The sequence below is a fragment of the Tardiphaga sp. vice154 genome, from assembly GCF_007018645.1.
Lineage (GTDB): Bacteria > Pseudomonadota > Alphaproteobacteria > Rhizobiales > Xanthobacteraceae > Tardiphaga.
Genome location: NZ_CP041399.1, coordinates 5,113,846 through 5,138,755, shown reverse-complemented (window position 1 = coordinate 5,138,755; position 24,910 = coordinate 5,113,846). Strand labels below are relative to the sequence as shown.

At 65.5% G+C, this 24,910-nt stretch carries 21 protein-coding genes; 9 read left to right on the top strand and 12 right to left on the bottom strand.

What is annotated here, in order from left to right; genetic code table 11:
• Positions 1 to 237: 237 nt before the first annotated feature.
• Both FIU28_RS24130 and FIU28_RS24125 read right to left on the bottom strand, forming a co-directional pair.
• Positions 238 to 1,548, bottom strand: a complete 1,311-nt coding sequence (locus FIU28_RS24130) for a bifunctional folylpolyglutamate synthase/dihydrofolate synthase (protein ID WP_143575635.1) — start codon at positions 1,546 to 1,548, stop codon at positions 238 to 240.
• A complete protein-coding gene (locus FIU28_RS24125) occupies positions 1,541 to 2,548 on the bottom strand; it encodes an ATP-grasp domain-containing protein (RefSeq protein WP_143575634.1) in 1,008 nt (335 codons plus the stop codon). The genes FIU28_RS24130 and FIU28_RS24125 overlap by 8 nt, the downstream gene beginning before the upstream one ends.
• A 347-nt stretch (positions 2,549 to 2,895) precedes the next feature.
• On the opposite strand from FIU28_RS24125, the gene FIU28_RS24120 reads away from it, so the two are divergent.
• Together FIU28_RS24120 and FIU28_RS24115 are read left to right on the top strand one after the other, a co-directional pair.
• Positions 2,896 to 3,669, top strand: a complete 774-nt coding sequence (locus FIU28_RS24120; protein ID WP_143575633.1) for a ferredoxin--NADP reductase — start codon at positions 2,896 to 2,898, stop codon at positions 3,667 to 3,669.
• A gap of 131 nt (positions 3,670 to 3,800) precedes the next feature.
• Positions 3,801 to 5,429 (top strand): FMN-binding glutamate synthase family protein, encoded by a 1,629-nt coding sequence (locus FIU28_RS24115; RefSeq protein ID WP_143575632.1) that lies wholly within the window; start codon positions 3,801 to 3,803, stop codon positions 5,427 to 5,429.
• 129 nt (positions 5,430 to 5,558) lie between these two features.
• Here FIU28_RS24115 and FIU28_RS24110 read toward each other — a convergent pair whose 3' ends face one another.
• The 3 genes from FIU28_RS24110 to FIU28_RS24100 form a co-directional block, all read right to left on the bottom strand.
• Positions 5,559 to 7,529, bottom strand: a complete 1,971-nt coding sequence (locus tag FIU28_RS24110) for a carbohydrate porin (RefSeq protein WP_143575631.1) — start codon at positions 7,527 to 7,529, stop codon at positions 5,559 to 5,561.
• 290 nt (positions 7,530 to 7,819) lie between these two features.
• Complete coding sequence (locus FIU28_RS24105; protein ID WP_143575630.1) at positions 7,820 to 8,101, bottom strand: hypothetical protein; 282 nt, start codon at positions 8,099 to 8,101, stop codon at positions 7,820 to 7,822.
• 282 nt (positions 8,102 to 8,383) lie between these two features.
• Positions 8,384 to 9,202 (bottom strand): creatininase family protein, encoded by an 819-nt coding sequence (locus FIU28_RS24100; protein ID WP_143575629.1) that lies wholly within the window; start codon positions 9,200 to 9,202, stop codon positions 8,384 to 8,386.
• Between the two features lie 136 nt (positions 9,203 to 9,338).
• On the opposite strand from FIU28_RS24100, the gene FIU28_RS24095 reads away from it, so the two are divergent.
• From FIU28_RS24095 to FIU28_RS24075, 5 genes are all read left to right on the top strand, one after another.
• The gene (locus tag FIU28_RS24095; protein ID WP_143575628.1) at positions 9,339 to 10,361 is read left to right on the top strand and encodes an ABC transporter substrate-binding protein; all 1,023 of its coding nucleotides are present in this window, start codon (positions 9,339 to 9,341) and stop codon (positions 10,359 to 10,361) included.
• A gap of 3 nt (positions 10,362 to 10,364) precedes the next feature.
• Complete coding sequence (locus FIU28_RS24090; RefSeq protein WP_143575627.1) at positions 10,365 to 11,135, top strand: ABC transporter ATP-binding protein; 771 nt, start codon at positions 10,365 to 10,367, stop codon at positions 11,133 to 11,135.
• Positions 11,136 to 11,197: 62 nt separating this feature from the next.
• Positions 11,198 to 11,959, top strand: coding sequence for an ABC transporter permease (locus FIU28_RS24085; protein ID WP_246661042.1), 762 nt, complete (start codon positions 11,198 to 11,200; stop codon positions 11,957 to 11,959).
• Positions 11,959 to 12,942, top strand: coding sequence for a 2-hydroxyacid dehydrogenase (locus FIU28_RS24080; protein ID WP_143575625.1), 984 nt, complete (start codon positions 11,959 to 11,961; stop codon positions 12,940 to 12,942). Before FIU28_RS24085 ends, FIU28_RS24080 begins: the two co-directional genes overlap by 1 nt.
• Position 12,943: 1 nt before the next feature.
• A complete protein-coding gene (locus tag FIU28_RS24075; protein ID WP_143575624.1) occupies positions 12,944 to 13,636 on the top strand; it encodes an AprI/Inh family metalloprotease inhibitor in 693 nt (230 codons plus the stop codon).
• Positions 13,637 to 13,833: 197 nt separating this feature from the next.
• On the opposite strand, the gene radC is transcribed toward FIU28_RS24075, so the two are convergent.
• The gene (gene radC, locus FIU28_RS24070; RefSeq protein ID WP_143575623.1) at positions 13,834 to 14,556 is read right to left on the bottom strand and encodes a RadC family protein; all 723 of its coding nucleotides are present in this window, start codon (positions 14,554 to 14,556) and stop codon (positions 13,834 to 13,836) included.
• A gap of 79 nt (positions 14,557 to 14,635) precedes the next feature.
• On the bottom strand, positions 14,636 to 15,460 hold the full coding sequence (gene map / locus FIU28_RS24065) for a type I methionyl aminopeptidase (protein WP_143575622.1): 825 nt from the start codon (positions 15,458 to 15,460) through the stop codon (positions 14,636 to 14,638).
• A gap of 327 nt (positions 15,461 to 15,787) precedes the next feature.
• On the opposite strand from map, the gene FIU28_RS24060 reads away from it, so the two are divergent.
• Entirely contained in the window at positions 15,788 to 16,486 is a 699-nt protein-coding gene (locus FIU28_RS24060) for a LuxR C-terminal-related transcriptional regulator (RefSeq protein WP_168203027.1), read from the top strand.
• 57 nt (positions 16,487 to 16,543) lie between these two features.
• Here the strand turns inward: FIU28_RS24060 and FIU28_RS24055 are convergent, their stop codons facing one another.
• From FIU28_RS24055 to FIU28_RS24040, 4 genes are all read right to left on the bottom strand, one after another.
• On the bottom strand, positions 16,544 to 18,448 hold the full coding sequence (locus tag FIU28_RS24055) for a S8 family serine peptidase (RefSeq protein ID WP_143575620.1): 1,905 nt from the start codon (positions 18,446 to 18,448) through the stop codon (positions 16,544 to 16,546).
• A gap of 46 nt (positions 18,449 to 18,494) precedes the next feature.
• Positions 18,495 to 18,737 (bottom strand): hypothetical protein, encoded by a 243-nt coding sequence (locus FIU28_RS24050; RefSeq protein ID WP_143575619.1) that lies wholly within the window; start codon positions 18,735 to 18,737, stop codon positions 18,495 to 18,497.
• Between the two features lie 111 nt (positions 18,738 to 18,848).
• Positions 18,849 to 20,576, bottom strand: coding sequence for a hypothetical protein (locus tag FIU28_RS26725; RefSeq protein WP_210247743.1), 1,728 nt, complete (start codon positions 20,574 to 20,576; stop codon positions 18,849 to 18,851).
• A 254-nt stretch (positions 20,577 to 20,830) separates the two neighbouring features.
• Positions 20,831 to 22,147: a mechanosensitive ion channel family protein gene (locus tag FIU28_RS24040; RefSeq protein ID WP_143575618.1), complete on the bottom strand. Its 1,317-nt coding sequence runs from the start codon at positions 22,145 to 22,147 to the stop codon at positions 20,831 to 20,833.
• Between the two features lie 193 nt (positions 22,148 to 22,340).
• Here FIU28_RS24040 and FIU28_RS24035 point away from each other — a divergent pair, with 193 nt between their 5' ends.
• The gene (locus FIU28_RS24035; protein ID WP_143575617.1) at positions 22,341 to 24,137 is read left to right on the top strand and encodes a potassium/proton antiporter; all 1,797 of its coding nucleotides are present in this window, start codon (positions 22,341 to 22,343) and stop codon (positions 24,135 to 24,137) included.
• Positions 24,138 to 24,241: 104 nt separating this feature from the next.
• Here the strand turns inward: FIU28_RS24035 and modC are convergent, their stop codons facing one another.
• Positions 24,242 to 24,910 carry a molybdenum ABC transporter ATP-binding protein gene (gene modC, locus FIU28_RS24030; RefSeq protein WP_143575616.1) on the bottom strand — a complete coding sequence of 223 codons (669 nt, stop codon included), beginning with the start codon at positions 24,908 to 24,910 and terminating at the stop codon, positions 24,242 to 24,244.

Here is a 24,910-nt window from a genome sequence, read left to right as displayed (position 1 = left end):
GGACGTCTCACGGATATTTCTGTTGCGGGCACGCTATGCGGCGGCAAGGTGCGCCACAATGGGTATTTGGTGTTTGCTGTTGTTCGTGGGCCGCGAGCGACGCTCTGTCTTCTCAACCGTCATTGCGAGGAGCCCTTGCGACGAAGCAATCCAGTCCTTGCAAAGCTCGTGGCTTTCTGGATTGCCGCGTCGCTTCGCTTCGCTCCTCGCAATGACGAGGGAGAGGCCTGCGCAAAACTAAAAGAACTGCAGCTCTTTCGCGTCCCCGCCGCGCAGCACGGTGGCGTATTCGATCGCGACGAACAGGCCGCCGGCGACATAGATCTTCTGCTGGTTGTCGCGCGCCAGTTGCCGGCTGATGCGCACCGCGTCCTCGATGGCGTTGGCGATGTGGATCTTCGCCTTCGCATTGGCCTTGCGCGCGGCGGCGCCGACGACGCGGGCATCGGCGCCCTTGTGATGCGCGCGGGTGCAGACGATCGCCTCGAACGACGGCGCGAGATGTCGGGTGATGTCGTCGATGCTCTTGTCGCCGGATACGCCGAGCACCAAGAGCCAGTCGCGCTCCCCATGGATGGCGCGCAGGCTTTGCAGCGCCTGCGATACGCCGTCCGGCGTGTGGCCGACATCGATCACGATCAGCGGTGCCTGCTGCACCACTTCGAGCCGTCCCGGCCAGTCGGTGTCGCGCAGGCCGTGGCGGATGGCCGGTTCGATCGCGAGGTCGGGGCGGGCGCGTTTCGACCATTGCAGGAACAGCGCCGCCGCGATCGCCGCATTGTTGAACTGGAAGTCGCCAAGCACGCTCATCCCGAGCCCGTCGAAGGAAAGGCCGAATAGCTGCAGATCGAACTGCTGTCCGGTGGCGGCCATCATCTCATTGTCGATCGCGATATCGTCGCGCACAAAAACACCCGCGACGTCCCGCGGCCGGTTGTACTCGGCGAGATACCGCTTCAGCGGCCGGCAATTCTCGCCATAGATGATGATGCCGCCGGCCGCGCAGGCGTCGCTCTTGTCGGAGGCGATCAGTTCCAGCGTGTTGCCGAGCAATTGCACATGTTCGTAGTCGACGGACGTCACACAGCATACGGTCGCGCCGACCAGCCGCACCGGATCGTAGCGGCCGCCGATGCCGGCCTCGAACACCATGAAGTCGCACTGCGCCTCCTGGAAATACAGGCAGGCCAGCGCGAATTGCGCCTCGAAGGCGCCGAACACCTCGGTCAGGCCGCCACGCGCAAGGTCCGTGATGGCGGTGGCGACGCGCAGCGCCAGCTCGGCCAGCCCGTCATCGTCGATCTCGACGCCGTCGATGCGGAAGCGTTCGTTGAAGCGATACAGATGCGGCGAGGTGAACAGTCCGGTGCGCAGGCCCGCGGCATGGCCTATCGAGGCGGCGAAGGCCGCGGTGCTGCCCTTGCCGTTCGAGCCGGTGACGACGACCGAATGGCGCTGCAGCCTATGACGGTCGATCGACAGCGCGTCGAGCAGGGCGGCGAGACGCGACAGGCAGATGCCCTCACCATATTTCGGCAGGTTAAACATCGAGCAGTCCGATCGATGCAAATGTGTGGCGCCAGACCCTGACGATCAGATCGTCGCGGCCGCTGTCCTCGAGAAAGCGGATCGAGGGATTGGCGTTGACCTCGATGACGCGGATGTCGGCGGGATCGTCCGCGATGTCCGTGAACAGGTCGATCCCCGCGGCGCGCAGCCCGAGCGCCGTGGCGGCACGGCGTGCAACCTCGAAGGCCGCCTCGGCATGGTCGGGATCGGCGAAGTGCATGCTGCCACCGGCGCTGCGATTCATGCGTCCGGGTATGCGCCACGATGCGCCATCCGGCAAGATCCGGCCAAGCAGGGCGGCATCGACCGCGCCGGGCAGGGAAGAAATACCGCGCTGCGCCAGCGCCGCCGCATCGCTGCCGAGCAGTTCGCCGATCGTCCGTACGCCGTCGCCGACCAGCACCGGCGGCATCTTCCGCACCGTGTACAGCACCTCGCCGTCGAGCAGGAAGACGCGGTATTCCCGGCCATCCACGACCGGCTGCATCAGAACGGCATCATAATAGCGCGAGACCTCATTGAGATAGGCGCGAAGTGCGGCGTCGCCTTCGACGGGCTGGGCGAAATCGCCGCGCGAGCCTGCCAGCGGCTTGAGGAAGGCGGTGCCACCCAGATCGTGCAGATGCGCGATCGCGTCGGCGCGCTCGTGGCCCGGCGGGCGGCGGGCGCTATAGCGCTCGTGCAGGAAAAAATACTGCCCGCCCAGGGTCGCCACGCCGGCGCGGGCCATCACCACGCCGGCCAGATATTTGTCGTTGGCCAGCGTCGCCGCGGTGGCGCTGTTTTGCGGGAAGAAAGAGCCGCGCCCGGCGCCGAACGCGACGCTGCCGCCGTGCGAGCCGACGGTGAAGGCCAACCCGGTTCCGTCATCCATTTCGCTGAAATCCAGCCCCAGCACGCCGCATGCGTATTCCGCATAGATTGACTGGTCCGGGTAGTAAGCGGGCTTGATCGCCCGAAGCCGTTGAAGGGGATGCATCGATCAAACCGTTGGGGTAGTCCCCGAAAAGGTATTATAGTGCGATTGTACCGGATCCGCAGCCACCTCGCCAGTCGGGCGACCCAGCTTGCTTCCGTCCGGGACGCGACGCTGGATCCGTCTGATCTGGCTCAATGCTGCGGTTTCCTTGCCTCGTTAGCCTGATTCTGAAATTAATCGCCCGCCTCGCTGAGTCCGCAATTGCGCTGCAAGGGTTCTTTGACTAATTGTCAACTCGCAGCTGCGAGAAACCCGAAATAGCCAATAGCTGCAAGGGTTTCTCAGCGCCCCGACCCAGCCGAACGATAGAATTGTTCTACAAAGCCCTTACCGGATAGTCAGATCTCATGAGCGCCTTCCATCACGCGACAGTTCTTTCCGTCAAGCACTGGACGGACACGCTTTTCTCCTTCACCGCCACCCGCGATGCCGGCTTCCGCTTCCAGAACGGCCAGTTCGTGATGATCGGCCTCGAAGTCGAGGGCAAGCCGCTGCTGCGCGCCTACAGCATGGCGAGCGCCAATCATGAGCCGGAGCTGGAGTTCTTCTCCATCAAGGTGCCGAACGGCCCGCTGACCTCGCGGCTGCAGAAGATCAAGGAAGGCGACACCATCCTGGTCGGCCGCAAGGCGGTCGGCACGCTGATCAACGACAATCTGCTGCCCGGCAAGCGACTGCTGCTGCTGTCGACCGGCACCGGCCTCGCGCCTTTTGCCAGCCTGATCAAGGATCCGGAAATCTACGACAAATACGAGCACGTCGTGCTGGTGCATGGCTGCCGCCAGGTGTCCGAACTGGCCTATGGCGAACGCCTGGTCGAGACGCTGCAGAAGGACGAATTGTTCGGCGAGCTGATGCAGGACAAGTTCATCTATTACCCGACGGTGACCCGTGAGCCGTTCCGCAACCGCGGCCGCATCACCGACCTGATCACCTCCGAGCGGCTGTTCAATGACATCGGCCTTAAGCCGCTGAACATCGAGGAAGACCGCGTCATGATGTGCGGCAGCCCGCACATGCTGGAAGACCTCAAGAACCTGTTCGAGAGCCGCGGCTTCACCGAAGGCAGCACCAGCACGCCCGGCCATTTCGTGATCGAGAAGGCTTTCGTCGAGCGCTGAACCGCCTACCTATCGCATCCCGAAACCCGCGCCCCGGCGCGGGTTTTGTCGTTTGGGGCGAGGCGCGTTGTGATCCCCGTGTCACCTGAAATGGTGTAAAGCTCGTTGAAGCCATTAAAAAGCGGGGATTCATGGAAACGTTTTTGCTGCCCTTCACGCCGCGCTTCATCGTGCTGACCATTTGCTGTGTCGCGACCCTGCTGCTGCTCGGTATTGCAGTAACGGATCATCGCCTCATCAACGTAGTGGTGATACCTGTCCTGGTGTTCGGCGGGCTGAGCGTGCTCGGGCTGCACGATCTCTTGCAAAAAGACCATGCGGTGCTGCGCAACTATCCGATCTCGGCGCATCTGCGCTTCCTGCTGGAAGAGATCCGGCCGGAGATGCGGCAGTATTTCTTCGAGAGCGAAAAGGACGGCATGCCGTTCAGCCGCGATACGCGCGCGCTGGTCTATCAGCGCGCCAAGATGGTGCTCGACAAGCGCCCGTTCGGCACCCAGCGCGACGTCTATGAAGAGGGCTACGAATGGATGCACCATTCGATGGCGCCGAAGCCGCACGCCGAAGAACATTTTCGCGTTACTATCGGCGGGCCGGATTGCGCCAGGCCCTATTCGGCCTCGGTGTTCAACATCTCGGCGATGAGCTTCGGCGCGCTCAGCCCGAACGCGGTGCGGGCGCTCAATGCCGGCGCGAAAAAGGGCAACTTCGCCCATGACACCGGCGAGGGCGGCCTCAGCCCGTATCACCAGGAAATGGGCGGCGACCTGATCTGGGAAATCGGCTCCGGCTATTTCGGCTGCCGCAACCAGGACGGCACCTTCAACCCGCAGCAGTTCGCAGCGCGCGCCGCCGACCCGCAGGTCAAGATGGTCGAGCTGAAGATCAGCCAGGGCGCCAAGCCCGGCCACGGCGGCGTGCTGCCGGCGGCGAAAGTATCGGAAGAGATTTCGCGGATTCGCGGTGTGTCGATGGGCGAGGACTGCGTCTCGCCGTCCTATCACAAGGCGTTCTCGACACCGATCCAGATGATGGAATTCATCGGCGAGATGCGACGACTGTCCGGCGGCAAGCCGGCCGGTTTCAAGCTTTGCATCGGCCATCCCTGGGAGTTTCTCGCGATCTGCAAGGCGATGCTGCAGACCGGAATCTATCCGGATTTCATCGTGGTCGACGGCAAGGAAGGCGGCACCGGCGCGGCACCGCTGGAGTTCATGGACCATCTCGGCATGCCGATGCGCGAGGGCGTCAACTTCGTGCACAACGCTTTGGTCGGCATCGGCGCGCGCGACCGCATCAAGATCGGCGCGTCCGGCAAGATCGCGACCGCGTTCGATATCGCCCGCGCCATGGCGCTCGGCGCCGACTGGTGCAATTCGGCGCGCGGCTTCATGTTCTCGCTGGGCTGTATCCAGTCGCTGAGCTGCCACACCGATCGTTGTCCGACCGGCGTCACCACGCAGGACCCGGTGCGCAGCCGCGCTTTGGTGGTGCCGCTGAAGACCGATCGCGTCGCGAACTATCATCAGGCGACCCTGCACGCGCTGGCCGAACTGATTGCGGCGGCGGGGCTGGAGCACCCGCAGGACATCCAGCCGGTGCATTTCTCGCACCGCGCTTCCGGCACCGACGTGATGTCGTTCACGCGGCTGTATCCCCCGCTGCGCCCGCGCGAACTGCTCGACGGTACCAGCGACGCGCGGTTTCGCGAGGCGTGGGGGATGGCACGAGCGGATTCGTTTGCGGCGGCGGTCGGCTAAGCTGTCATTCCGGGTCGCGAGCGCGCCAGCGCGAGCGAGCCCGGAATCCCGACATGTTCAGCGCAAAACAGTTCGAGGTTCCGTGTTCGCGTGCGGCTGACGCCGCCCGCGCCCCGGAACGACGAGTTTTTAAAACTCCCCGTGCAATCGCCCGGAAAACACCGACACCGGGCCGCGGTCGCGGTTATAGGCGGGGTTGGCGATCAACTGGTAATCCGCGGTCAACGTAAAGCTCCGGTTGATCGCATAGGCATAATACGTCTCGAGAATCCGTTCGGTGCCGTAGTTCAGCCTGCCGTCGCCGATCAGCAGGCCACGGCCGCCGGCGGCAAGGAAATCGCGATGCGCGCCCGAGAGGCCGTTGATGGCGCCTCCGAGGCCGATCGTGTCGCTGACGCGACCCCAGTAACTACCCTTGAGCGAGAGGCCGGCCGACAGGCTGCGGTCGATGTCGGTGAAGGACAGGATCTCGTTCTGGCCGTCGTTCCAGCTATAGCGGCCGAACATGCCGAAATCGGTGGCGATCTGCTGTTCGGCGTTGACGTAGAAACCGTATTTCAGATTGACGCCGCGGATACTGGCGATGACGTCGGTGATATCGAGCGCCGGATCGGCCGCCGCGATCGCCAGCGCGCCGCGGTAGCTGCCGGTGTTGCCGCGATTGGCGAAGGCGCCGAGGCGCAGTTTGCCGGGCTGGTTGAAGATCTGGTGACGCTCCTCGAATTCGGCGACCACGCCGCCCGAATTGAAGGTGAGAATGTCGCTGTTCGGCGCCGACGGCACCTGCAGCACGGCGGCGCGCACCGCCCAGTCCTTGCGGTTCAGCTCGACGACCGCGCCGCGGGTGAAGCCCGGCAGGTCGGCCGGCATGTCGAACGCCGCCGACGACCACATCGCCCAGTTCATGAAATCGGCGCGCGGATCTTTCGCATAGGCGTTGCCGTCGAAGAAATCGCCGACCGCAAAGCGCCCGACCGTAAGCGTGATGCGATCGACGTCGCGCCGGCCGGCGAGCTGGTTGGCGGCGTCGGGCACGTCCTCCTGCTCGCCGCCGAGGCCGAATGTCTGGCGGAAGTAATAACGCTGCGGACGGATCTTCGGGAAGGTGCCGCCGGCCTTCTGCGCCTCGCCATTCGGGAAGCCGGCGATGCCGAGCGTGCCGTTGAAGCCGAAGCCTTGGGCAAGCTCGGGATTGAGATAGAACTCGCCGCCCTGCCACAGCCGGAAGCCGAGGAAAGCCGTGGTGGTGAAGGTCTCGCGGCCCTGGCCCCCGCCCGGCAGGCTGTAGGCGCTGGCATAGGGCGAGCGGATCGACGGATAGGCCGAGGCGATGAAGGTGGTCTGGCCGTGGATGTTCCAGTTGGCGGATTCCGGCAGCGCCGCCCGCGCAACCGGCGAGGCCGGCAGCCACGGCACATCGCCCAACCGGTAATTGAGGCCCGCTTTCAGCGTATGGATGCCGGGCTGCACGGTGACGTCCGGCAGGCCGTTGTCGGCGAGGCCGTAGCGTTGCCGCGCCAGATCGAGATAGGAATATTCCACCTTGGCGGTCCACGGGCCGCCCACGGCGACTTCGACGCCGGCGCCGGCGGTCCAGCCGAGGCTGGTCCGCGTGGCGCTAGCGATGGCGCTGCCATCGGCATCGTTGACGTCGAGCCGGGTGCGTCCCCAGGCAAGGCCGCCGGTGACATAGGGCAGGAAGCTGCCAAAGGCGTAGCCGACGCGACCGCGCGCCGTGGCGAAATAATCGAAGGTGGTGTCGAATGGTGCCGTCGTCTGTCGTGCGATATCGAGCGGGCTGGTGAAGGTGGCATCGAGTTCAGCGCCGAGCACCACGCGGTTGTCCAACTGCCAGTTGACGCCCGCCTGGTAGCCGCCGATCAGCCCGGTCACCGTCGGCGGAAAGATCACGCCCTGCGCGGGCAGCGTGTTGGTGCCGGGGCCGAAGCTGCCGCCGCCCGTGCCGAAATGGCCACCAAGATAGAACCCGCTCCAGTCATAGGCCGGCGTCGTGCGCGGCGCCTTCACGCGCAGATCGGCCGCGACGGCGGAGCCGTCCAGCAGCGCGCCCAGGGCCAGGCCGGCCAGCACGCGCTTCATGGCAGCGGTCTCAAAAAATTCATATCGCTCGTCATTCCCGGCAATTCGCTAACGGCTAGCCAATCGCAATTTAATCCAAGAACCATCGATTCGACGGTAAGGCGAGCAATTTTCGGCTCGATCAGCAGCAAACGGCAGCGTGATGTGGCAGGAGATGATGACATCTAAATAACGGACGACCCGCCCGGGGGACAGCCGGGCGGGTCGATGCGACACGGGGAGGGTGGTACGACACGGGGTGGATGAGGCGCCCGTGCCGGACGCGGATCCACTTCGGTCGGACGGGAAGCTCAGTAGTTGCAGACCCGGGTGCGGCCGACGTAGTGGCCCCAGGCATCGTACTGGCGAACCAGGCCACAACGGCGATAGCCATAGCCGTAGCCGTAGCCGTAGCCGTAGCCGTCACTGGCGGCGATCGCGCTGCCGACGATGGCGGCGCCGGCGAGGCCGGCGGCGATGCCGTAGCCGTAGCCCGGGCCCTTGGCCTCGGCCTGCTGGGTCGAGGAAGCGATGGTGCCGGCGGCGGTCAGCGCGACGAGAGCGAAAGCAGCAATCCTGGTCTTGATCGACATGGGAAACTCCATCCGTTGGTGCGGCCGGTGTGGCCCGCATGCCCAGTAGTCGCAGGCTTCACGGACGGGGTTCGAGTGAGAGGTCGGCTATTTGGTTTCCGAAGGGTTTCATGGGTTTGCGAGAAGCGTTGCGCGGAGCCAAACTCACGGCCGTTATCCTGAGGTGCTCGTCCGAAGGACGAGCCTCGAAGGATGCGGCCACGGATGCCGGCGCTAGCGGCCATCCTTCGAGGCCGTCGCAACAGCGACGGCACCTCAGGGTGACGGCGGAGAGTGTGGCGACTAGCCGCTCTTCGGTCCATGGCTGAGCGCGGCCACGTCGAATCGCGCGACGTCTTCCAGCAACTCGCAGAACGCCTTCGCGCCGTGCGCGAGCAGCGCCTCGCCCTTTTCGGCTGATGCCTGCGTGGCGTTGCCAATCGCGCCGGAGCGGTTGAGGTCTTCGGCCTGCCAGGCGAACGGCGCCGGGCGCGAGGCCGACAGCCAGCGGTAGTCTTGCTCCATGGCGATCGCCGACGACGCGAAGTTCGCGATCTCCTTCTCGCGCACCAGCTGCGGATAGCGCGCCTGCATGATAGAGGTCTCGACCGCGCCGCCATGAATGCCATGTTTCAATTCATCGGCCGTGAACAGCCCGTCCGGCGCACCAAACCGGGCCCACGAGGTCGCGACGACCAGCATGCCGTATTCGGCGCGCAGATCCTGCGCCACCAGCGTCATCGCCGCCGAGTTGCCGCCATGGCTGGTGACCATCACCAGTTTCTCGATGCCGGCGCGCGACACGCTTTCGCCGATCGCCATCCAGTTCTGCAGCGCGACGTCGGTCGGCAGCGTCAGCGTGCCGGGGAAGGAAAGATGCTCGGTCGAGAGGCCGACCGGTTGCAGCGGCAGGAAGGTGGCGGGCACCTCGTCGGCCAGCTGCCTGCGGACCTCTGCCAGATAGGCTTCGGCGATCAGGATGTCGGTGCCGAGGGGCAGATGCGGGCCGTGCTGCTCGGTCGCCGCCAGCGGCAGCACGGCGATCCAGTCGGCGGGTTCGCCGCGGGCGATGTCGGGCCAGTGAATGGCGGTCCAGTCACGGGGAGGCAGCGCAGAAGTCATCGCAAGGCACGTTTCTTTGTCTGGATTTGCGGGGTATTTTGCAGCAACCCCCGGCGACGGGTAGCGTGTCAGACCGAACGCCTGTACCACCCTTTCGCTCGTGCATCATGGGCCAAAACGCGCCACGGAGTCCAATATGAGCCCGCTTTGCCTGTTGCGATCGTTAATCCTGGGCGTTGCCATGACCGCGTCGGTGCTGGCGCCGGCCCGTGCGCAAGCTACGCTGGACAAGGTCAGTTTCGGCACCAACTGGGTCGCCGAGGCCGAGCATGGCGGATTCTTCCAGGCCGTCGCCGACGGAACCTACAAGAAATACGGCCTCGACGTCACCATCGTGCCGGGCGGGCCGAATGTGAACAACCGCATCCTGCTGATCTCCGGCAAGCTCGATTTCTTCATGAGCGCCAACACGCTGCAGGGCTTCGACGCGGTGGCCAACAATGTGCCGGTGGTCGCGGTCGCCGCGGTGTTCCAGAAGGACCCGCAGGTGTTTCTGGCGCATCCCAATCCCAAGGTGAAGACGCTCCAAGACCTCAAGCCGATGACCATCCTGATCTCCAAGGAGGGCGTCGCCGGCTACTTCCAGTGGATGAAGAAGGAATACGGCTTCAGCGAAAGCAAGGTGAAGCCCTACACCTACAATGCGCAGCCGTTCATCGTCGACAAGAACAGCGCGATGCAGGGCTACGTGACCTCGGAGCCGTTCGTGGTCGAGAAGCAGGCCGGCTTCAAGCCGATCGTGATGCTGCTCACCGATTACGGCTTCGACGGCTATTCGACGCTGATCGAGGCGCGCCGCGACACGGTCGACAAGAAGCCTGACCTCGTGCAGCGCTTCGTCGATGCCTCGATGATCGGCTGGTACAACTACCTCTACGGCGACAACAAGGCCGCCAACGAGGTGATCAAGAAGCTCAACCCGGAAATGACCGACGAGTTGCTGGCCTATTCCACCGCCAAGATGAAGGAATACGGCATCGTCGATTCCGGCGACACGCTGAAGGACGGCATCGGCGCGATGACCGAGGCGCGTGTTGCCTCGTTCTTCGGCAAGATGTCGAGCGCCGGCGTGGTCAAGCCGGATATCGATTTCCGTCGCGCCTATACGCTGCAATTCGTCAACAAGGGCGTCGGCGTCGATCTCCGGCCGAAGAAGTAGCGCATGGCGGTATCCGCGATGCCGGCCACGAGCGACGCCGCGATCGCGCTGCGCGGCGTCACCAAGGTCTATGACAACGGCACGGTGGCCCTAGGCCCGCTCGACCTCACGGTGCGGCACGGCGAATTCGTCTCGCTGCTTGGCGCGTCGGGCTGCGGGAAGTCGACGGCGCTCCGCATCATCGCCGGGCTTACCCAGGCCAGCAGTGGCGTGGTCGATGTCGCCACGCGCTCCGGCCATACGATCGGCTTCGTGTTTCAGGAGCCGACCTTGATGCCGTGGTGCAACGTGCGCGACAATGTGCGGCTGCCGCTGAAGCTGGCGCATGTCGCAAATCGTGAGTCGGACGCGCGCGTCATGGAAGCGCTGGCGCAGGTCGGGCTTGCGGACTTCGCCAGCTCCTACCCGCGCGAACTGTCCGGCGGCATGAAGATGCGGGTGTCGCTGGCGCGGGCGCTGGTCACCGATCCGGATATTCTCTTGATGGACGAGCCGTTCGCCGCGCTCGACGAGATCACCCGCTTCAAGCTCAATAATGATCTGCTCGAGCTGTGGCGTCGCTTGCGCAAGACCGTCGTGTTCGTCACCCATTCGGTGTTCGAATCGGTGTATCTCTCGCAGCGCGTGGTGGTGATGACGCCGCGGCCCGGCCGCATCAGCGCAGACTGCCGGATCGATTCGACCGAGCCGCGCAGCGACGCGTTCCGCACCTCGGTCGCCTATGCCGAACATTGCCGCGACGTCTCGCAGGCGCTGATGCAGGCGAGCGCATGAACGGGCTGGAAGAGATCCCCGCCGCCACCCGCGAACCGCGCAGCCACGGACGCTGGCTGCGCATGCTGCTGCCGCTGATCGTGTTCGCCGTCGGGCTGTCCGCATGGGAGGCCATTGTCCGGCTTGGCGAAATCCCGCCCTATCTGCTGCCGGGCCCGTTGCTGATCCTGCAGACGATGATCTCCGACTGGACGGTGCTGTCGGAATCGCTCGGCGTCACGCTGCTCACGGCGCTGGAAGGCTTCGTCGCCGCAGCTATCGGCGGCATCGCGCTGGCGCTGCTGTTCAACCGCTCGCGGTGGCTGGAATATTCGCTGCTGCCCTATGCGGTGATCCTGCAGGTGACGCCGGTGATCGCGATCGCGCCATTGATGCTGATCTATCTGCCGCAGCAGACCGCCGTGGTTGTGTGCGCCTGGATCGTGGCGTTCTTCCCGGTGCTCGCCAATACCACGCTCGGGCTGAATTCCGTGGACCGGAATCTGGCGGGCCTGTTTCAGCTCTACGGCGCCACGCGACGGCAGATGCTGCTCTATCTCAAGCTGCCGGCGGCGCTGCCGGAAATCCTCGGCGGGCTGCGTATTGCCGGCGGGCTGTCGCTGATCGGCGCGGTGGCGGCGGAAATCGCCGCGGGCTCGGCCGGCGCCGGCTCCGGGATCGCCTATCGCATCTCCGAGAGCAGCTACCGGCTCAACATTCCCCGGATGTTCGCCGCCTTGCTGTTGCTCTCGGCCGCCGGGGTTGTCATCTATATGGTACTCGCGCTGCTGTCCCATGGGGTGTTGCGGCGCTGGCATGATAGTGCACTGCGAAAGGACAATTGATGGCCTCGGCAACTTCATCGGACAAGATCGACCTTCTGATCTACGGGCCGAGCAAGCCGCTGATCGAGCGCGGCTTCACCGATCAGTACGAATTGCATAAGTTCGAGACGCTGGCCGATCTCGAGCGACTCTCCGCTGAGGCCGCCGGGCGCATTCGCGGCATCGCAGTGACCGGCCTGGTGCCGACCAACGCGCCGGTGCTGTCGCGCTTTCCGAAGCTCGAAATCGTGTCCTCGTTCGGCGTCGGCTACGATCATATCGACGCCAAATACGCGGCCGAGCGCAACATCATCGTCACCAACACGCCGGACGTGCTGACCGAGGAAGTCGCCGACACCGCGCTCGGCCTGTTCATCGCCACCGCGCGCGAATTCATCAAGGCGGATAAATATGTCCGCTCCGGCCTGTGGGCGACGCAGCCCTATCCGCTGAGCGTCGGCTCGCTGCGCGACCGCAAGGTCGGCATGGTCGGCATGGGCCGGATCGGCCAGGCGATAGCGCGACGGCTCGAGGCCTCGCTTGTTCCGGTGGTGTATCACTCGCGCAACCCGGCCGCCGGCGTCACGCAGCAGCATTACCCGAACCTGATCGAGATGGCGAAGGCGGTCGACACGCTGATCGTGATCACGCCGGGGGGAGCCTCCACCGCCAACATGATCAATGCCGACGTGATGAACGCGCTCGGACCGCGCGGCATCATCATCAACGTCGCGCGCGGCTCGGTGATCGACGAGCCGGCGCTGATTGCGGCGCTGAAGTCCGGCACCATTCTCGCCGCCGGCCTCGACGTGTTCGCGCAGGAGCCGAAGGTGCCGGACGAACTGCGCGCCATGTCGAATGTCGTGCTGCTGCCGCATATCGGCTCGGCCTCGGTGGTGACGCGCAATGCGATGGACCAGCTCGTCGTCGATAATCTGAAAGTCTGGTTCAACGGCAAGGCGCCGATGACGCCGATCCCGGAAACCCCGGTGAGGGGCCGCTGAGATGCGCCTGCTGCTGCAGGCACTGGGGACCGTGCTGGCGATCGTGGGTGCGCTGCCGGCGTCGGCGCAGGATTCGGCAGCCTTGAAGAAAACCATGGTCGGGCAGTGGGAGCTGTCCACCACCGAGCGCAGCAAGACCTGCGTCGTGACGCTGAAGGCCGACGGCTCGCCGCAGGGACTGAAGCTCGAACTCGAGCCGACGTGCCCGAAGGCGCTGCCTTTTACGAAAGACATCGCGACGTGGTCGATCCGCGGTCTCGATATCGTCCGGCTGCAGGACGGCACCGGGCAGTCGGTGATCGACTTTACCGAAGTCGAGAGCGGAATCTACGAGGGCCTGCGCAGCGGCGAGGGCGTCTACATCCTGCAAAATCTGGCAGCGGCACGCTCGCTGGCGAAATCGATGGACCAGATGATCGGCGACTGGTCGATGATGCGCGGCAATGGCCGCAACATCTGCGGGCTGACGCTGACCAACACCGAAACGACATCGGACAATTTTGCGGTGTTCCTGAAGCCGCGCTGCGATCCTCTGGTGGCGGGCTTCAATCCGGTGCAGTGGCGGCTGGAGCGCGGCGCGCTGATACTGATGTCGGCTTCCGGCGAGACCTGGAGTTTTGAGGCCGACGACAACGCGCAGTGGCGACGGATGCCGGACAGCGCCGATCCGCTGATCCTGGTCAGGAATAATTGAAGTTGGAATAACTCGGTGTTCGTGTTGCACGCTGCCTTCGCATGTCGTCCCGCGCGAACGCGGGGACCCATACACGCTGTCGTGTTGCTTTGCTCGCTAGCAATAGCCTTTTTCAACTATAGCGTCGGAGGTTATGGGTCCCCGCGTTCGCGGGGACGACCGGAGAGTGCTGAGCGAACGACTGCGTCCGCGCCTTCCTAGATCAGCTTCAGCCCCTTCAAACTCGCATGACCGTTCTTGCCGACGATGATGTGGTCGTGCACCGAAATCCCGAGCGGCCTGGCGACGTCGATCACCGAGCGGGTCATCTGGATGTCGGCCTGCGACGGCGTTGGATCGCCGGAGGGGTGATTGTGCACCATGATGATCGCGGTGGCGGACAGCTCCAGCGCGCGCTTGACGACTTCGCGCGGATAGACCGGCGTGTGATCGACGGTGCCGACCTGCTGCACCTCATCCGAAATCAACTGGTTGCGCTTGTCGAGAAACAGGATGCGAAACTGCTCCTTGTCGGCGAAGGCCATCGCGGTACGACAATAGTCGATCACGGTGGCCCAGGACGACAATACGGTGCGGCTCTTCAACTGGCCTTTGCTGATGCGGGAGGCCGCCGCGGCGATCAGCCGGATCTCGGTGATCGCGGCCTCGCCGAGGCCGCCGACCTCACGCAGCCGCGCTTCGGGCGCGTTGACCGTTTCGGCGAACGAGCCGAACTTGCCGATCAGCGCCTTGGCCAGCGGCTTGACGTCGCGCCGCGGCAGCGCGCGGAATAGCACCATCTCCAGCAGTTCATAGTCGCTCAGCGCGTCGGCGCCGGCGCTGCGAAAGCGCTCGCGCAGCCGCTCGCGATGGCCGTGATAATGCGGGGCCTCTTCAAGGCCGGGGAGGGGATCGATGGGCTGCTTGGCATCTGCGGGCATGGACACAACAGGGCAGGTGGAACTGCCCGTCAGCATGCCGTGCCCGGCAGCTTTTGCAACTCCGAATTGCCGGCGGCGATCAGGCCGCGGTCGGCGGCTGTTCGTTATGCCGCTTCGACAGCGTGAAGATCTCGACGCCGGTGGCGGTGACGCCGACGGTGTGCTCGAACTGCGCCGACAGCGAGCGGTCGCGGGTCACGGCGGTCCAGCCGTCCGACAGCACCTTCACATGCGGCTTGCCGAGATTGATCATCGGCTCGATGGTGAAGATCATGCCGGGCTTGAGCGGCACGCCCTCGCCGGGGCGCCCGACATGGATGATGTTCGGTTCGTCGTGGAACAAGCGGCCGACGCCGTGGCCGCAGAAATCGCGCACCACGCTCATCTGCTGCGGTTCGACGAAGCTCTGGATGGCGTGGCCGATGTCGCCGGTGGTGTTGCCGGGCTTGACCACGGCGATGCCGCGCATCAGCGATTCATAGGTGACGTCGATCAGCCGCTCGGCCTTGCGGGCGATCGGACCCACGGCATACATCCGGCTCGAATCGCCGTACCAGCCATCGACGATCAGCGTGACATCGATATTGACGATATCGCCTTCCTTCAGCGCGCGGTCGCCCGGCATGCCGTGGCAGACCACATGATTGATTGAGATGCAGCTCGCGTAGCGGTAACCGCGATACATCAGCGTCGCCGGAAATGCGCCATGGCGGAAGCCGAACTCGCGGACGAAATCGTCGATGTTCGAGGTCAGCACGCCCGGCTTCACCAGATCGGTGAGCTCGTCGAGACACAGCGAGGTCAGCGCGCCGGCCTTCCGCATGCCGGCAAAGGCGCCGGGTCCGTGCAGCTTGATCTGCCCGGTCTTTCGCTGGGCGGCTTCGGTGGCTTCGACGTAACTCATCTGATTCTTGCCAGGCGGGTCAGGGACGGTGATGTCTGATTTGAATATTCAACTTAATGGCTTGAGCGCGTAGCGCAAGTCATGGCGGCGGTGTCCTGATGCTCCATTCAGGCAGGCTTGCTTGAGCGGGAGGCATCCAGCCATGCCGCGCAGCACGTACAGGTGTGGCATCCTGCCATATCAAATAGGGCGCATGCGACATTCAGACCTTACTGTTTCATGTTCTGGTCAAGATTGACTAGCACAATACACTTCCAGGTTGTCGTCCGGTCCTTTTTTTCAATTGCGCTCTCACGCCCCAATGCATCACACCGTCAGGAGAGCCAGATGGCGCGCCGATCTCAGGCTGCATCGTCCTCGAAGGCCGCCATTCGCATCGACGGCGCGCCGAGGCTGTGTACGCCGGTCCGGACCCTGATTATCAGCGACGTCCGGCTTTACCGCGATGCGCTTGCGCTACGGCTCGCCCAGAATGCCCGCATCAATATCGTCGGGGCGGCCGAACATCGCGGCGCGATGCCGGATGTCGAACGGCTCGAGCCCGAGATGCTGCTGCTCGATGTCTGCGACTGGCAGCATCTCGATCTGGTTCATACCCTGACGAAGCTGCGGCCCGGGCTTGGCATTGTGGCACTTGCGGTGCCCGAGGTGGCCGGCAACGTGATCTCCACCGCGCTGCAGGGGATTGCGGGCTGCGTGCCGCGTGACGGATCGATCGACGATGTCATCGCACTGATCGAACGGCTCGCGAGTTGCCGCGACGCCATCGCGCGCTCGGTCTCGATCGTGCCGCCTTCGGGGGATACCAACCTCAATGGCGAAGGCGTTCTAATCGATCTGACGCCGCGCGAAAGCGAGATCGCGCAGATGATCGAACTCGGCCTCTCCAACAAGGAGATCGCGCGCCACCTCGGCATCGAGGTCGGCACGGTCAAGAACCACGTGCACAATATCCTGGAAAAATTGCAGGTGCGGCGGCGCCATCAGGCCGCGCACCGGATACGCGGACGGCTCGCCTCGCTGTAAGGCATGCGGCCCGACCAAGCCGGCCGATCCGCTTCGCGCGGATCGGCCGGACGTTCATCACAGCAATCCTGCTGCCCGCAACTGGGCCAGCCGCTGCAGCAGTGCCGGGTGGATGCCCGGCGACGGCATCGGCGCGGCTGCAAACGGCGAGAATTGTCCCTGTTGCCCGCCGAAGGGCGCGTACACATTGCCCGGGAATGCCGCCGGAGCGAATTGGCCGGCCGCCTCGGCCAACGGGACGTTCTGGGCGGGAACCGCGAACGCACCGGGCGCAGCGGCGGCGGGCTGTGCGGAAGCCTGCGCGACGCCGGCCAGGCCGGAGGTCTGCAGATCCGGCAGCCCGGCGCCTTCGCGCGTCGGATCGCCGAGGAAGCGGACGCCGCCATTGGCGAGGATGGCGAAGAGCTGCGCGACCCGCTGCTCGCTGCGCGCCTGGCTGGCGTCGCGGAGCAGGGGGTGGTGGGCGAGCAGCAGCGCGCCGAGGCCCGTGACGTGCGGTGTCGCCATCGACGTGCCGTCCCAGGCCGCGTAGCCGCCGCCCGGCACGGTCGAGACGATCGCGACGCCGGGCCCGGCGATCGCTATCTGCGGACCAAAGCAGGTGAACTTCGGCGAGAACATCTGTCCGGCCACCATGTTGGGCACCACGTTCTGCGCATGGTAGCTGTCCGGCGGAAACTGGCCGAGCATCCCCATCGCCGCGACCGTGAAGACCGACGGCAGCATGCCGGGGAACTGCACCGGGCCGCTGGCATTGCCGGCGGCGACGATGCAGGCGACGCCGCTGCGCCGCGCCTCCACCAGCTTGTTGGCGACCAGCTCGGAGCCCGCGCTGCTGCCGAGACTCATATTGACGATATCGAGCCGGCGATCGATCGCCTGGTCCAGCGCATCGATCAGGTCGCTGAAGCGGCCGCCGGGAAATACTTTCAGCGCATGGACTTCGGCCTGCGGCGCAAAGCCGCGAATTCCGGCCACGGCGTTCGATGCGGCCGCGATGATGCCGGCACAATGGGTGCCGTGCGACATCGTATCGTTGGTCCAGCTCGTGGCATCACGGTTGTTGGTGAGGTCGACGCCGCGCGTGATGTGGGTGAGCTGCGGATGGCTGTTGTCGCAGCCGGAGTCGATGATGCCGATCTTGACGCCTTGCCCGGCGAGCGAGCCGGCGATCTGGTCGAGCTTCATCTGCCGCTGTCCCCAGCCGACCATCCCGGTATTGGGGAAGTTCGGGAAGGTGTCGCTCAGCGGGCGGAGCTGCAGCGTGTTGACGCCGCTGGACAGCCCCGGTCGTTGAATCATGCGATCCCAGTGATCGGCGAACGGCTTCACATAGATCGCCTGCACCGTTTCGATCGGGCCGCCGAACAGAGTGACGGAAACCTCGCCCCTGTCGTCGGTCTGGCCCTGCGCCGGGAAGCCCTGCCCGTACACATAGACGGTGGCCTTCGGCAGCGGACGACCGCCGAGGCCGACCACGCGGATCCGGATATCGATGCCGACGCCCGGCGCGAAGGCGAAGGCATTGTTGAAGGCCGTAAATCCCGCATCGTCGGCGTGCTGCAGCAGCGCGTCGCGCTCGATGATGACATTCGGCGGCGCGGAAGCGCTGAGCGCCAGGCCGCGCGCCGGATCCATCTCCGCGACGATGATCTCGCCGGTGGTGCCGGCACCGGCCGAGAACGCGCCGAAGCCGCGCGGCTGCACGCGCTTGACGATGCGGACGTCCGGCATGCTGTTCAGCGTCGAGAGAATGACCTCGGTCGCCATCGGCTGGACGCCGGGGATCGGCCGCGAGGCGACCAGATAGCGCGCCGGCCGCACCGCGACGGTGGCATCGACCGTTGTGCGTGGCGGCGCGCCGCCATTGCCGGATGAACTACCATTCGTGCCGTTCGTGGAGCCATTGCCAGACCCCTGGGTCTGGCCATGCGGGGAATCATTGTTGGTCGGCTCAGCCATTGCGTGTTCCTCTCACATTGGTACTGGATGAGCGCCGGCCGCGCGGTCAGAACGGCGTCAGCCTGGCGTTGGGCTCGATGATCAGCGTGTCGTTGAAGCGGGAGCGCAGTTCGTCGAACGACTGCGTCGGCAGATTGACGACCAGCCGCGGCTGGTCCGCGCGTCCGCCGCGCTCGAGAATTTGCGCGCCGGGAATTTTTTTGAGATGCTCTTCGAAGGCGGAAAGGTCGGCCGCGTTGCCGCGCGGCGCGATCAGGAATTGGTCGAAGTCGCCTGACCCATTGGCCATGATGTTCGTCCTTGCTGGAGGGAAGCGCCCGCGGCGATTCCGCCGCAGGCGCCTCGCAATGTGTCAGGTCCGCCGCGGCACGCAAGCGCCGCGGCGGACGATGTTGTCGCGTCACCCGATGTAGCTGCCGGGGTAACCGTAGTTCTGATAGATCGGGACATTGCCGAGACCCTGCGGGCCGGCTTCGAATGGCAGCAGGGTGCCAAGAGCCCCGCCCGCTATCCTGCCGATGTTCTGCCCGAGGTTGCGGTTGCCGAACGCCCGACCGATCGCACCGCCGCCGAGGCCGCCAAGCACGCTTCCGGCAAGGCCGCCGAAGAAGCCCTGCGGCGCGAGTTGCCCATTGGCATCCTGCTGCTGGGCCTGGGCGTAGGGGTCATAGCCCTGCGGTCCGGCCTCGAACGGCAGCAGCCGGCCGATCTGTCCGGCGATGCCGCCGACCTGCTGGCCAAGGCCGCGGTTGCCGAAGCGTCCGCCGATCCATCCGCCGACCGGACCTGCGATCTGGCCGATGGCGTCACCGATGAAACCCTGCGGCGCGAGTTGCGCAGCGGCTTGCTGCTGATATTGCCCATAGGGGTCGTAGCCTTGCGGTCCGGCTTCAAACGGCAGCAGCCGGCCGAGTTGTCCGGCGATGCCGCCGATCTGCTGGCCGAGACCGCGGTTGCCGAGACGCCCGCCGATCGCGCCGCCGATCTGCCCGCCGAACTGGCTGGCGAGGTCGCCGAAGAATCCCTGCGGCGCGAGCTGGCCGCCCGCATCTTGCTGCTGGTATTGCGCGTAGGGATCGTAGCCCTGCGGTCCGGCCTCGAACGGCAATAGCCGGCCGAGCTGTCCGGCGATGCCGCCGACCTGCTGGCCCAGCCCGCGATTGCCAAGGCGTCCGCCGATCCATCCGCCAACCGGGCCGGCGAGCTGGCCGATGGCGTCACCGAAGAATCCCTGCGGCGCGAGCTGACCGCTCGCATCCTGCTGCTGATACTGCGCGTAGGGATCGTAGCCCTGCGGTCCGGCTTCGAACGGCAACAGGCGGCCGAGCTGTCCGGCGATGCCGCCGATCTGCTGGCCGAGGCCACGGTTGCCGAACCGTCCGCCGATCGCGCCGCCGAGCGGGGCACCGACCTGTCCGAGCAGATCGCCGAAGAAGCCCTGCGGCGCAAGCTGCGCGGCGGCTTGTTGCTGGTACTGCGCATAGGGATCGTAGCCCTGCGGTCCGGCTTCGAACGGCAGCAGGCGGCCGAGCTGTCCGGCGATTCCGCCGATCTGCTGGCCGAGACCGCGGTTGCCGAACCGTCCACCGATCGCGCCGCCGAGCGGGGCACCGACCTGTCCGAGCAGATCGCCGAAGAAGCCCTGCGGCGCAAGCTGCGCGGCGGCTTGTTGCTGGTACTGCGCATAGGGATCGTAGCCCTGCGGTCCGGCTTCGAACGGCAGCAGGCGGCCGAGCTGTCCGGCGATTCCGCCGATCTGCTGGCCGAGACCGCGGTTGCCGAACCGTCCACCGATCGCGCCGCCGAGCGGGGCACCGACCTGTCCGAGCAGATCGCCGAAGAAGCCCTGCGGCGCAAGCTGCGCGGCGGCTTGTTGCTGGTACTGCGCATAGGGATCGTAGCCCTGCGGTCCGGCCTCGAACGGCAGCAGGCGTCCGAGCTGGCCGGCGATTCCGCCGATCTGCTGGCCGAGGCCCTGATTGCCGAACCGCCCGCCGATCCATCCGCCGAGCGGACCGCCGAGCTGGCCGAGGGCATCGCCGATGACACCCTGCGGTGCGAGTTGCTGGCCGGCCAGCATTCCTGGCGGCGGCGAGGCGGGTTGGTATCCGTAGAACTGCGAATTCATGGTTGCTTCCTTTTCCGGTGCTGTCGCGATGAAGCTCACGCTCTGATGCGATCCCCGCGCGACGATGAGGGATCGCAGAGAGGCCGGACGATAATTTCGGGGAAGCAGGGCTGGGAATGGATCATATGATCCAGACGAAGGCACATGAACGATTGCGCCCGTTACGACGTGATGCGGCCTGCGCCAGTGAACGAGTGCGAAGCCGAAGAATTTCTTTGTTCAGGATAGCGTCGCGCGACGAAAAATTTTCCGCGCTAACCCGGCATCTCGATCACGGCATTCTCCACCGGCAGTGCGCCGCCGCGAATTCGTAGTTCGCGCACGGGATATGGAACGCGTATGCCTTCGCGCTTGAAGGCGTCCCACAGGCCGAGCATCACGTCGCTCTTGACTGCGTCCATGCCGTCCGGCGAGTCGATCCAGAAGGTCAGCGCGAACTTCATGCCGGCTTCGGTGAATTCGGCCAGCAGGCAATTCGGCGGCTTGGCCAGGCTTGCGCGCGGCGAGGCCGCCGCGACCTCGATCGCGAGCTTGCAGACGAGGCGCGGATCGGCGTCGTAATTGGCACCGAAACTGACCTTCACCAGCGTATCCTTGTCGGTGTAGGTCCAGTTCACCACCTTCTGGGTGATGAGGTCCTCGTTCGGAATCAGGAATTCGCGGCCATCGCCGGCAGCGACCGAGATGTAGCGCGTGTTCATCGCGCTGATGCGGCCGGAACTGTCGCCGATGGTGACGAGATCGCCGGGCTTCACCGATTTGTCGGCCAGCAGGATGACGCCGCTGATGAAATTGGCGACGATCTTCTGCAGGCCGAAGCCGATGCCGACGCCGACCGCGCCGGAGAACACCGCCAGCGCCGACAGGTTGATGCCGACCGCGCCCATCACCAGCGCGATGGCGAACACCATCAGCAACAGCCGCACCAGCTTGACCAGCAGCACCTGGATCGACGGCGTGAGGTCGTGCGCCTGGTTGATGCGGCCTTCGAGGAAGTTGCTGGCGAGGTTCGACAGCCACAGCGCCACCGCCAGCAGCACGCCGAGCTTGATCAGCAGCAGCGGCGTCAGGCGGAGGTCGCCGAGTTCGATGCCGACGGAGTCGAGCAGCGCGATGGTGGCGCCGAGCTGGCCGAGAATACTCAATGCGGCGACCAGCCAGGCCGAGATCGCCACCAGCCGGACCATGAACTCGTTGCGGATCACGCTGGTGACCAGCCGGATCACCAGCCAAGCCAGTGCCAGCTTGGCGGCGACCGCGAGCAGGTAGCTGCGGCTCGGCCAGGTCGAGTGTGACATGACGATGCGGGCGATGGTCATCAGCACGGCGAAGGCCGCGGTGGAGGCGCTGCTGATCAGGATGCGCGTCAGCATCCGCAGCGGGCCGGGCCAGCCCATCGCCAGCGCGGTCAGGTCGGTCCGGGCCCGGATGGCCGCGCCGATGGCAAAGGCGACGCCCGCGCCGGTCAGCATCACGCCGAACTGCAGGTAGAACCACGGCGAGGTGACCTCGGCGCCCCATGACCGGGCCGCGGCCAGCAGCATTTCGTAGCCGTCGTTGAGTTCAAGCATCGTGACGCCCCGCCGCGCGCTGGTTGATTCGATGGGCGGTAGATTCACACAAGCGCCGCGCCGGCGCCATCGGCGGGCATGCTCGGCGTGGCAGGCCGTGCTGCAGCGGTTGGATTGCTCCGGGCAGAAATCGGTTGGCCTCCACCGGAGCCGACGATAGACATGCAGGTGCATCCTTTCACCGCGGAGTCTCATGGCCTCACTCGATTCAGTCAGCCTTTCCATTCTGCTCGGCAGCGTGCTGGTGATGGCCGGGATGCTGTCGAGCCTGCTTGCGCTGCGCTTCGGCGCGCCGTTGCTGCTGTTCTTTCTTTTCATCGGCATGCTGGCGGGCGATTCTGGGCCGGGCGGTATTCGCTTTGACGACGTCCACACGACCTATCTGGTCGGCTCCGTGGCGCTGGCGCTGATCCTGTTCGACGGCGGGCTGAAAACGCGCTTCCAGAGTATCCGCGCCGTGCTCGCGCCCTCGATGATGCTGGCCACCGTCGGCGTGTTGCTGACGGCGCTGATCACCGCCCCGGTGGCGAAATTCGCGCTCGGGCTCGACTGGACCGAGGCACTGCTGATCGGCGCGGTGGTCGCCTCGACCGACGCTGCCGCGGTGTTCCTGCTGATCCACGGCCAGGGCCTGCGGCTGCGGCCGCGCGTCGGCGCCACGCTGGAGGTCGAATCCGGCACCAACGATCCGTTCGCGGTGTTCCTTACCCTGATGCTGGTCAAGATCATCGCGCTGGGCAGTGCCACGGCGGGCCATGTCGCGCTGGAATTCGCCCAGGAGGTCGTGCTCGGCACCTTGATCGGCGTGGTCGGCGGCCGGATGGTGGTGCTGTCGCTGAACCGTGTCGCTCTGCCGCAGGGGCTGCATGCGCCGTTCGTCTGCACCGCGGCGCTCGTGATCTTCGGCCTGTCGCAGATGCTGCACGCCTCCGGCTTCCTGGCGGTCTATCTCGCCGGCATCGTGATAGGCAACCGGCCGACGCGGGCGCATAATTCGGTGGTGGCCTTCCTCGATGCCGCGACCTGGCTGGCGCAGATCGTGATGTTCGTGATGCTCGGCCTGCTGGTGTCGCCGCAGCGCCTGATCGTGAGCATCGTGCCCGCGGTCGCCGTGGCGCTGGTGCTGATGCTGGTGGCACGGCCGGTCGCGGTGTTCCTGTGCCTGGCGCCGTTTCGCTTCAACTGGCGCGAGAAGCTGTTTGTCGCCTGGGTCGGGCTGCGCGGCGCGGTGGCGATCTTCCTGGCCTCCATTCCGATGCTGGTCGGGCTGCCCAAGGCCTATCTGTATTTCGACGTCGCCTTCGTCGTGGTCATCATCTCGCTGCTGCTGCAGGGCTGGACGCTCGCCTTCGCCGCGCGAAAGCTGCTGGTCGCGTTGCCGCGCTCTGACAAGGGCCCGCGGCGCATCGAACTCGACCTGCCGGGCCAGCTCGAACAGCAACTGGTCGGCTATTCGGTGCGGCCGAAGAGTCTGTATCTCAAGCGCGGTTTGATTCCGTCGTGGTCGAAGCCGACGTTGGTGATCCGCGACGAGCGGATTCTCACGCCCGCCGAGGCCGATCCGGTCGAGGCCGGCGATTATCTGTATCTGCTGGCGCCGCCGGAAAAGGCCGAGTCGCTCGATCGCTTCTTCGTCGATATGCCGCCGAGCACCGCGCCGGATCCGCATCTGCTCGGCGATTTCGTGGTGTCCGGCGAGATCACGCTCGGCGACCTCGCCGCGATCTACGGCATCGCCGTGGACCCGGCCGAAACCGGCCTGACGCTGGCGGATTATTTCGACGTCCATCTCGACCGCGCGCCCACCGTCGGCGCCGCGCTGCCGGTGGATGCGATCGATCTGGTGGCGCGCAGCCTCGGCGGCGGCCGGGTCAACGTCGTCGGCTTGCGGTTGCCCGAAGACGAGGAGGCGCCGGCGCCAAAGCTGACACGACGGCAGTTCGCCAAGCGTCGGCTGCTGAAGGTCTGGAAGTCGCTGTCGGGGGCGTGACGGTTTCGTAGGGTGGGCAAAGCTCTGGCGCGCGAAGCGCGTCGGGGCGTGCCCACCGCCAATCGTAACGCGGTGGGCACGGCGCAAGGGCGCCTTTGCCCACGCTACGGCTGAGGCAACACCTCGACGCCGCCAAACGCAGCCACCCTGCCGCGCTTCAGGATCACCACATCCGTCGCCACTTGCCGCATCTCGTCGGGGTCGTGGCTGACATAGACCATCGGGATGTCGGCCTCGTCGCGCAACCGCACCAGATAGGGCAGGATTTCGGTCTTGCGCTCGTCGTCGAGCGCGCCCAGCGGCTCGTCGAGCAGCAACAGCCGCGGCCGTGACAGCAGCGCGCGGCCGAGCGCCACGCGCTGGCGCTCGCCGCCGGACAGGCTGCCGGGACGGCGCTGCAGGAGATCGCCGATATCCAGCAGCGCATTGATGCGGCTCTCCTGCGCAGGATCGCGCGGAAGCGCATTCATCCGCCGCCCGTAATCGAGATTCTGCGCGACGTCGAGATGCGGAAACAATCGCGCGTCCTGGAACACGTAGCCGATGCGGCGACGATGCGGCGGGACATCGAGACCGGCCGCGGTGTCGACCAGTGGTTCGTCGTCGATGCTGATGTGGCCGCGATCAGGCGTCTCCAGGCCGGCGATCAGGGAGACCAGCGAGGTCTTGCCGGCGCCGGAGCTGCCGAACAGACCGGTGACCCGGCCCTCGGTGGTGAAGGCGACTTCAAGGTTGAAATGGCCGAGCTTCTTGCTGACATCGACACGCAGCAT

Excerpts from the sequence above, each read along its gene's own strand:
- FIU28_RS24130 (WP_143575635.1), bottom strand. The coding sequence starts at position 1,548 with ATGTTTAACCTGCCGAAATATGGTGAGGGCATCTGCCTGTCGCGTCTC.
- FIU28_RS24125 (WP_143575634.1), bottom strand. The coding sequence starts at position 2,548 with ATGCATCCCCTTCAACGGCTTCGGGCGATCAAGCCCGCTTACTACCCG.
- FIU28_RS24120 (WP_143575633.1), top strand. The coding sequence starts at position 2,896 with ATGAGCGCCTTCCATCACGCGACAGTTCTTTCCGTCAAGCACTGGACG.
- FIU28_RS24115 (WP_143575632.1), top strand. The coding sequence starts at position 3,801 with ATGGAAACGTTTTTGCTGCCCTTCACGCCGCGCTTCATCGTGCTGACC.
- FIU28_RS24110 (WP_143575631.1), bottom strand. The coding sequence starts at position 7,529 with ATGAAGCGCGTGCTGGCCGGCCTGGCCCTGGGCGCGCTGCTGGACGGC.
- FIU28_RS24105 (WP_143575630.1), bottom strand. The coding sequence starts at position 8,101 with ATGTCGATCAAGACCAGGATTGCTGCTTTCGCTCTCGTCGCGCTGACC.
- FIU28_RS24100 (WP_143575629.1), bottom strand. The coding sequence starts at position 9,202 with ATGACTTCTGCGCTGCCTCCCCGTGACTGGACCGCCATTCACTGGCCC.
- FIU28_RS24095 (WP_143575628.1), top strand. The coding sequence starts at position 9,339 with ATGAGCCCGCTTTGCCTGTTGCGATCGTTAATCCTGGGCGTTGCCATG.
- FIU28_RS24090 (WP_143575627.1), top strand. The coding sequence starts at position 10,365 with ATGGCGGTATCCGCGATGCCGGCCACGAGCGACGCCGCGATCGCGCTG.
- FIU28_RS24085 (WP_246661042.1), top strand. The coding sequence starts at position 11,198 with ATGCTGCTGCCGCTGATCGTGTTCGCCGTCGGGCTGTCCGCATGGGAG.
- FIU28_RS24080 (WP_143575625.1), top strand. The coding sequence starts at position 11,959 with ATGGCCTCGGCAACTTCATCGGACAAGATCGACCTTCTGATCTACGGG.
- FIU28_RS24075 (WP_143575624.1), top strand. The coding sequence starts at position 12,944 with ATGCGCCTGCTGCTGCAGGCACTGGGGACCGTGCTGGCGATCGTGGGT.
- radC (WP_143575623.1), bottom strand. The coding sequence starts at position 14,556 with ATGCCCGCAGATGCCAAGCAGCCCATCGATCCCCTCCCCGGCCTTGAA.
- map (WP_143575622.1), bottom strand. The coding sequence starts at position 15,460 with ATGAGTTACGTCGAAGCCACCGAAGCCGCCCAGCGAAAGACCGGGCAG.
- FIU28_RS24060 (WP_168203027.1), top strand. The coding sequence starts at position 15,788 with ATGGCGCGCCGATCTCAGGCTGCATCGTCCTCGAAGGCCGCCATTCGC.
- FIU28_RS24055 (WP_143575620.1), bottom strand. The coding sequence starts at position 18,448 with ATGGCTGAGCCGACCAACAATGATTCCCCGCATGGCCAGACCCAGGGG.
- FIU28_RS24050 (WP_143575619.1), bottom strand. The coding sequence starts at position 18,737 with ATGGCCAATGGGTCAGGCGACTTCGACCAATTCCTGATCGCGCCGCGC.
- FIU28_RS26725 (WP_210247743.1), bottom strand. The coding sequence starts at position 20,576 with ATGAATTCGCAGTTCTACGGATACCAACCCGCCTCGCCGCCGCCAGGA.
- FIU28_RS24040 (WP_143575618.1), bottom strand. The coding sequence starts at position 22,147 with ATGCTTGAACTCAACGACGGCTACGAAATGCTGCTGGCCGCGGCCCGG.
- FIU28_RS24035 (WP_143575617.1), top strand. The coding sequence starts at position 22,341 with ATGGCCTCACTCGATTCAGTCAGCCTTTCCATTCTGCTCGGCAGCGTG.
- modC (WP_143575616.1), bottom strand. The coding sequence starts at position 24,910 with ATGCTGCGTGTCGATGTCAGCAAGAAGCTCGGCCATTTCAACCTTGAA.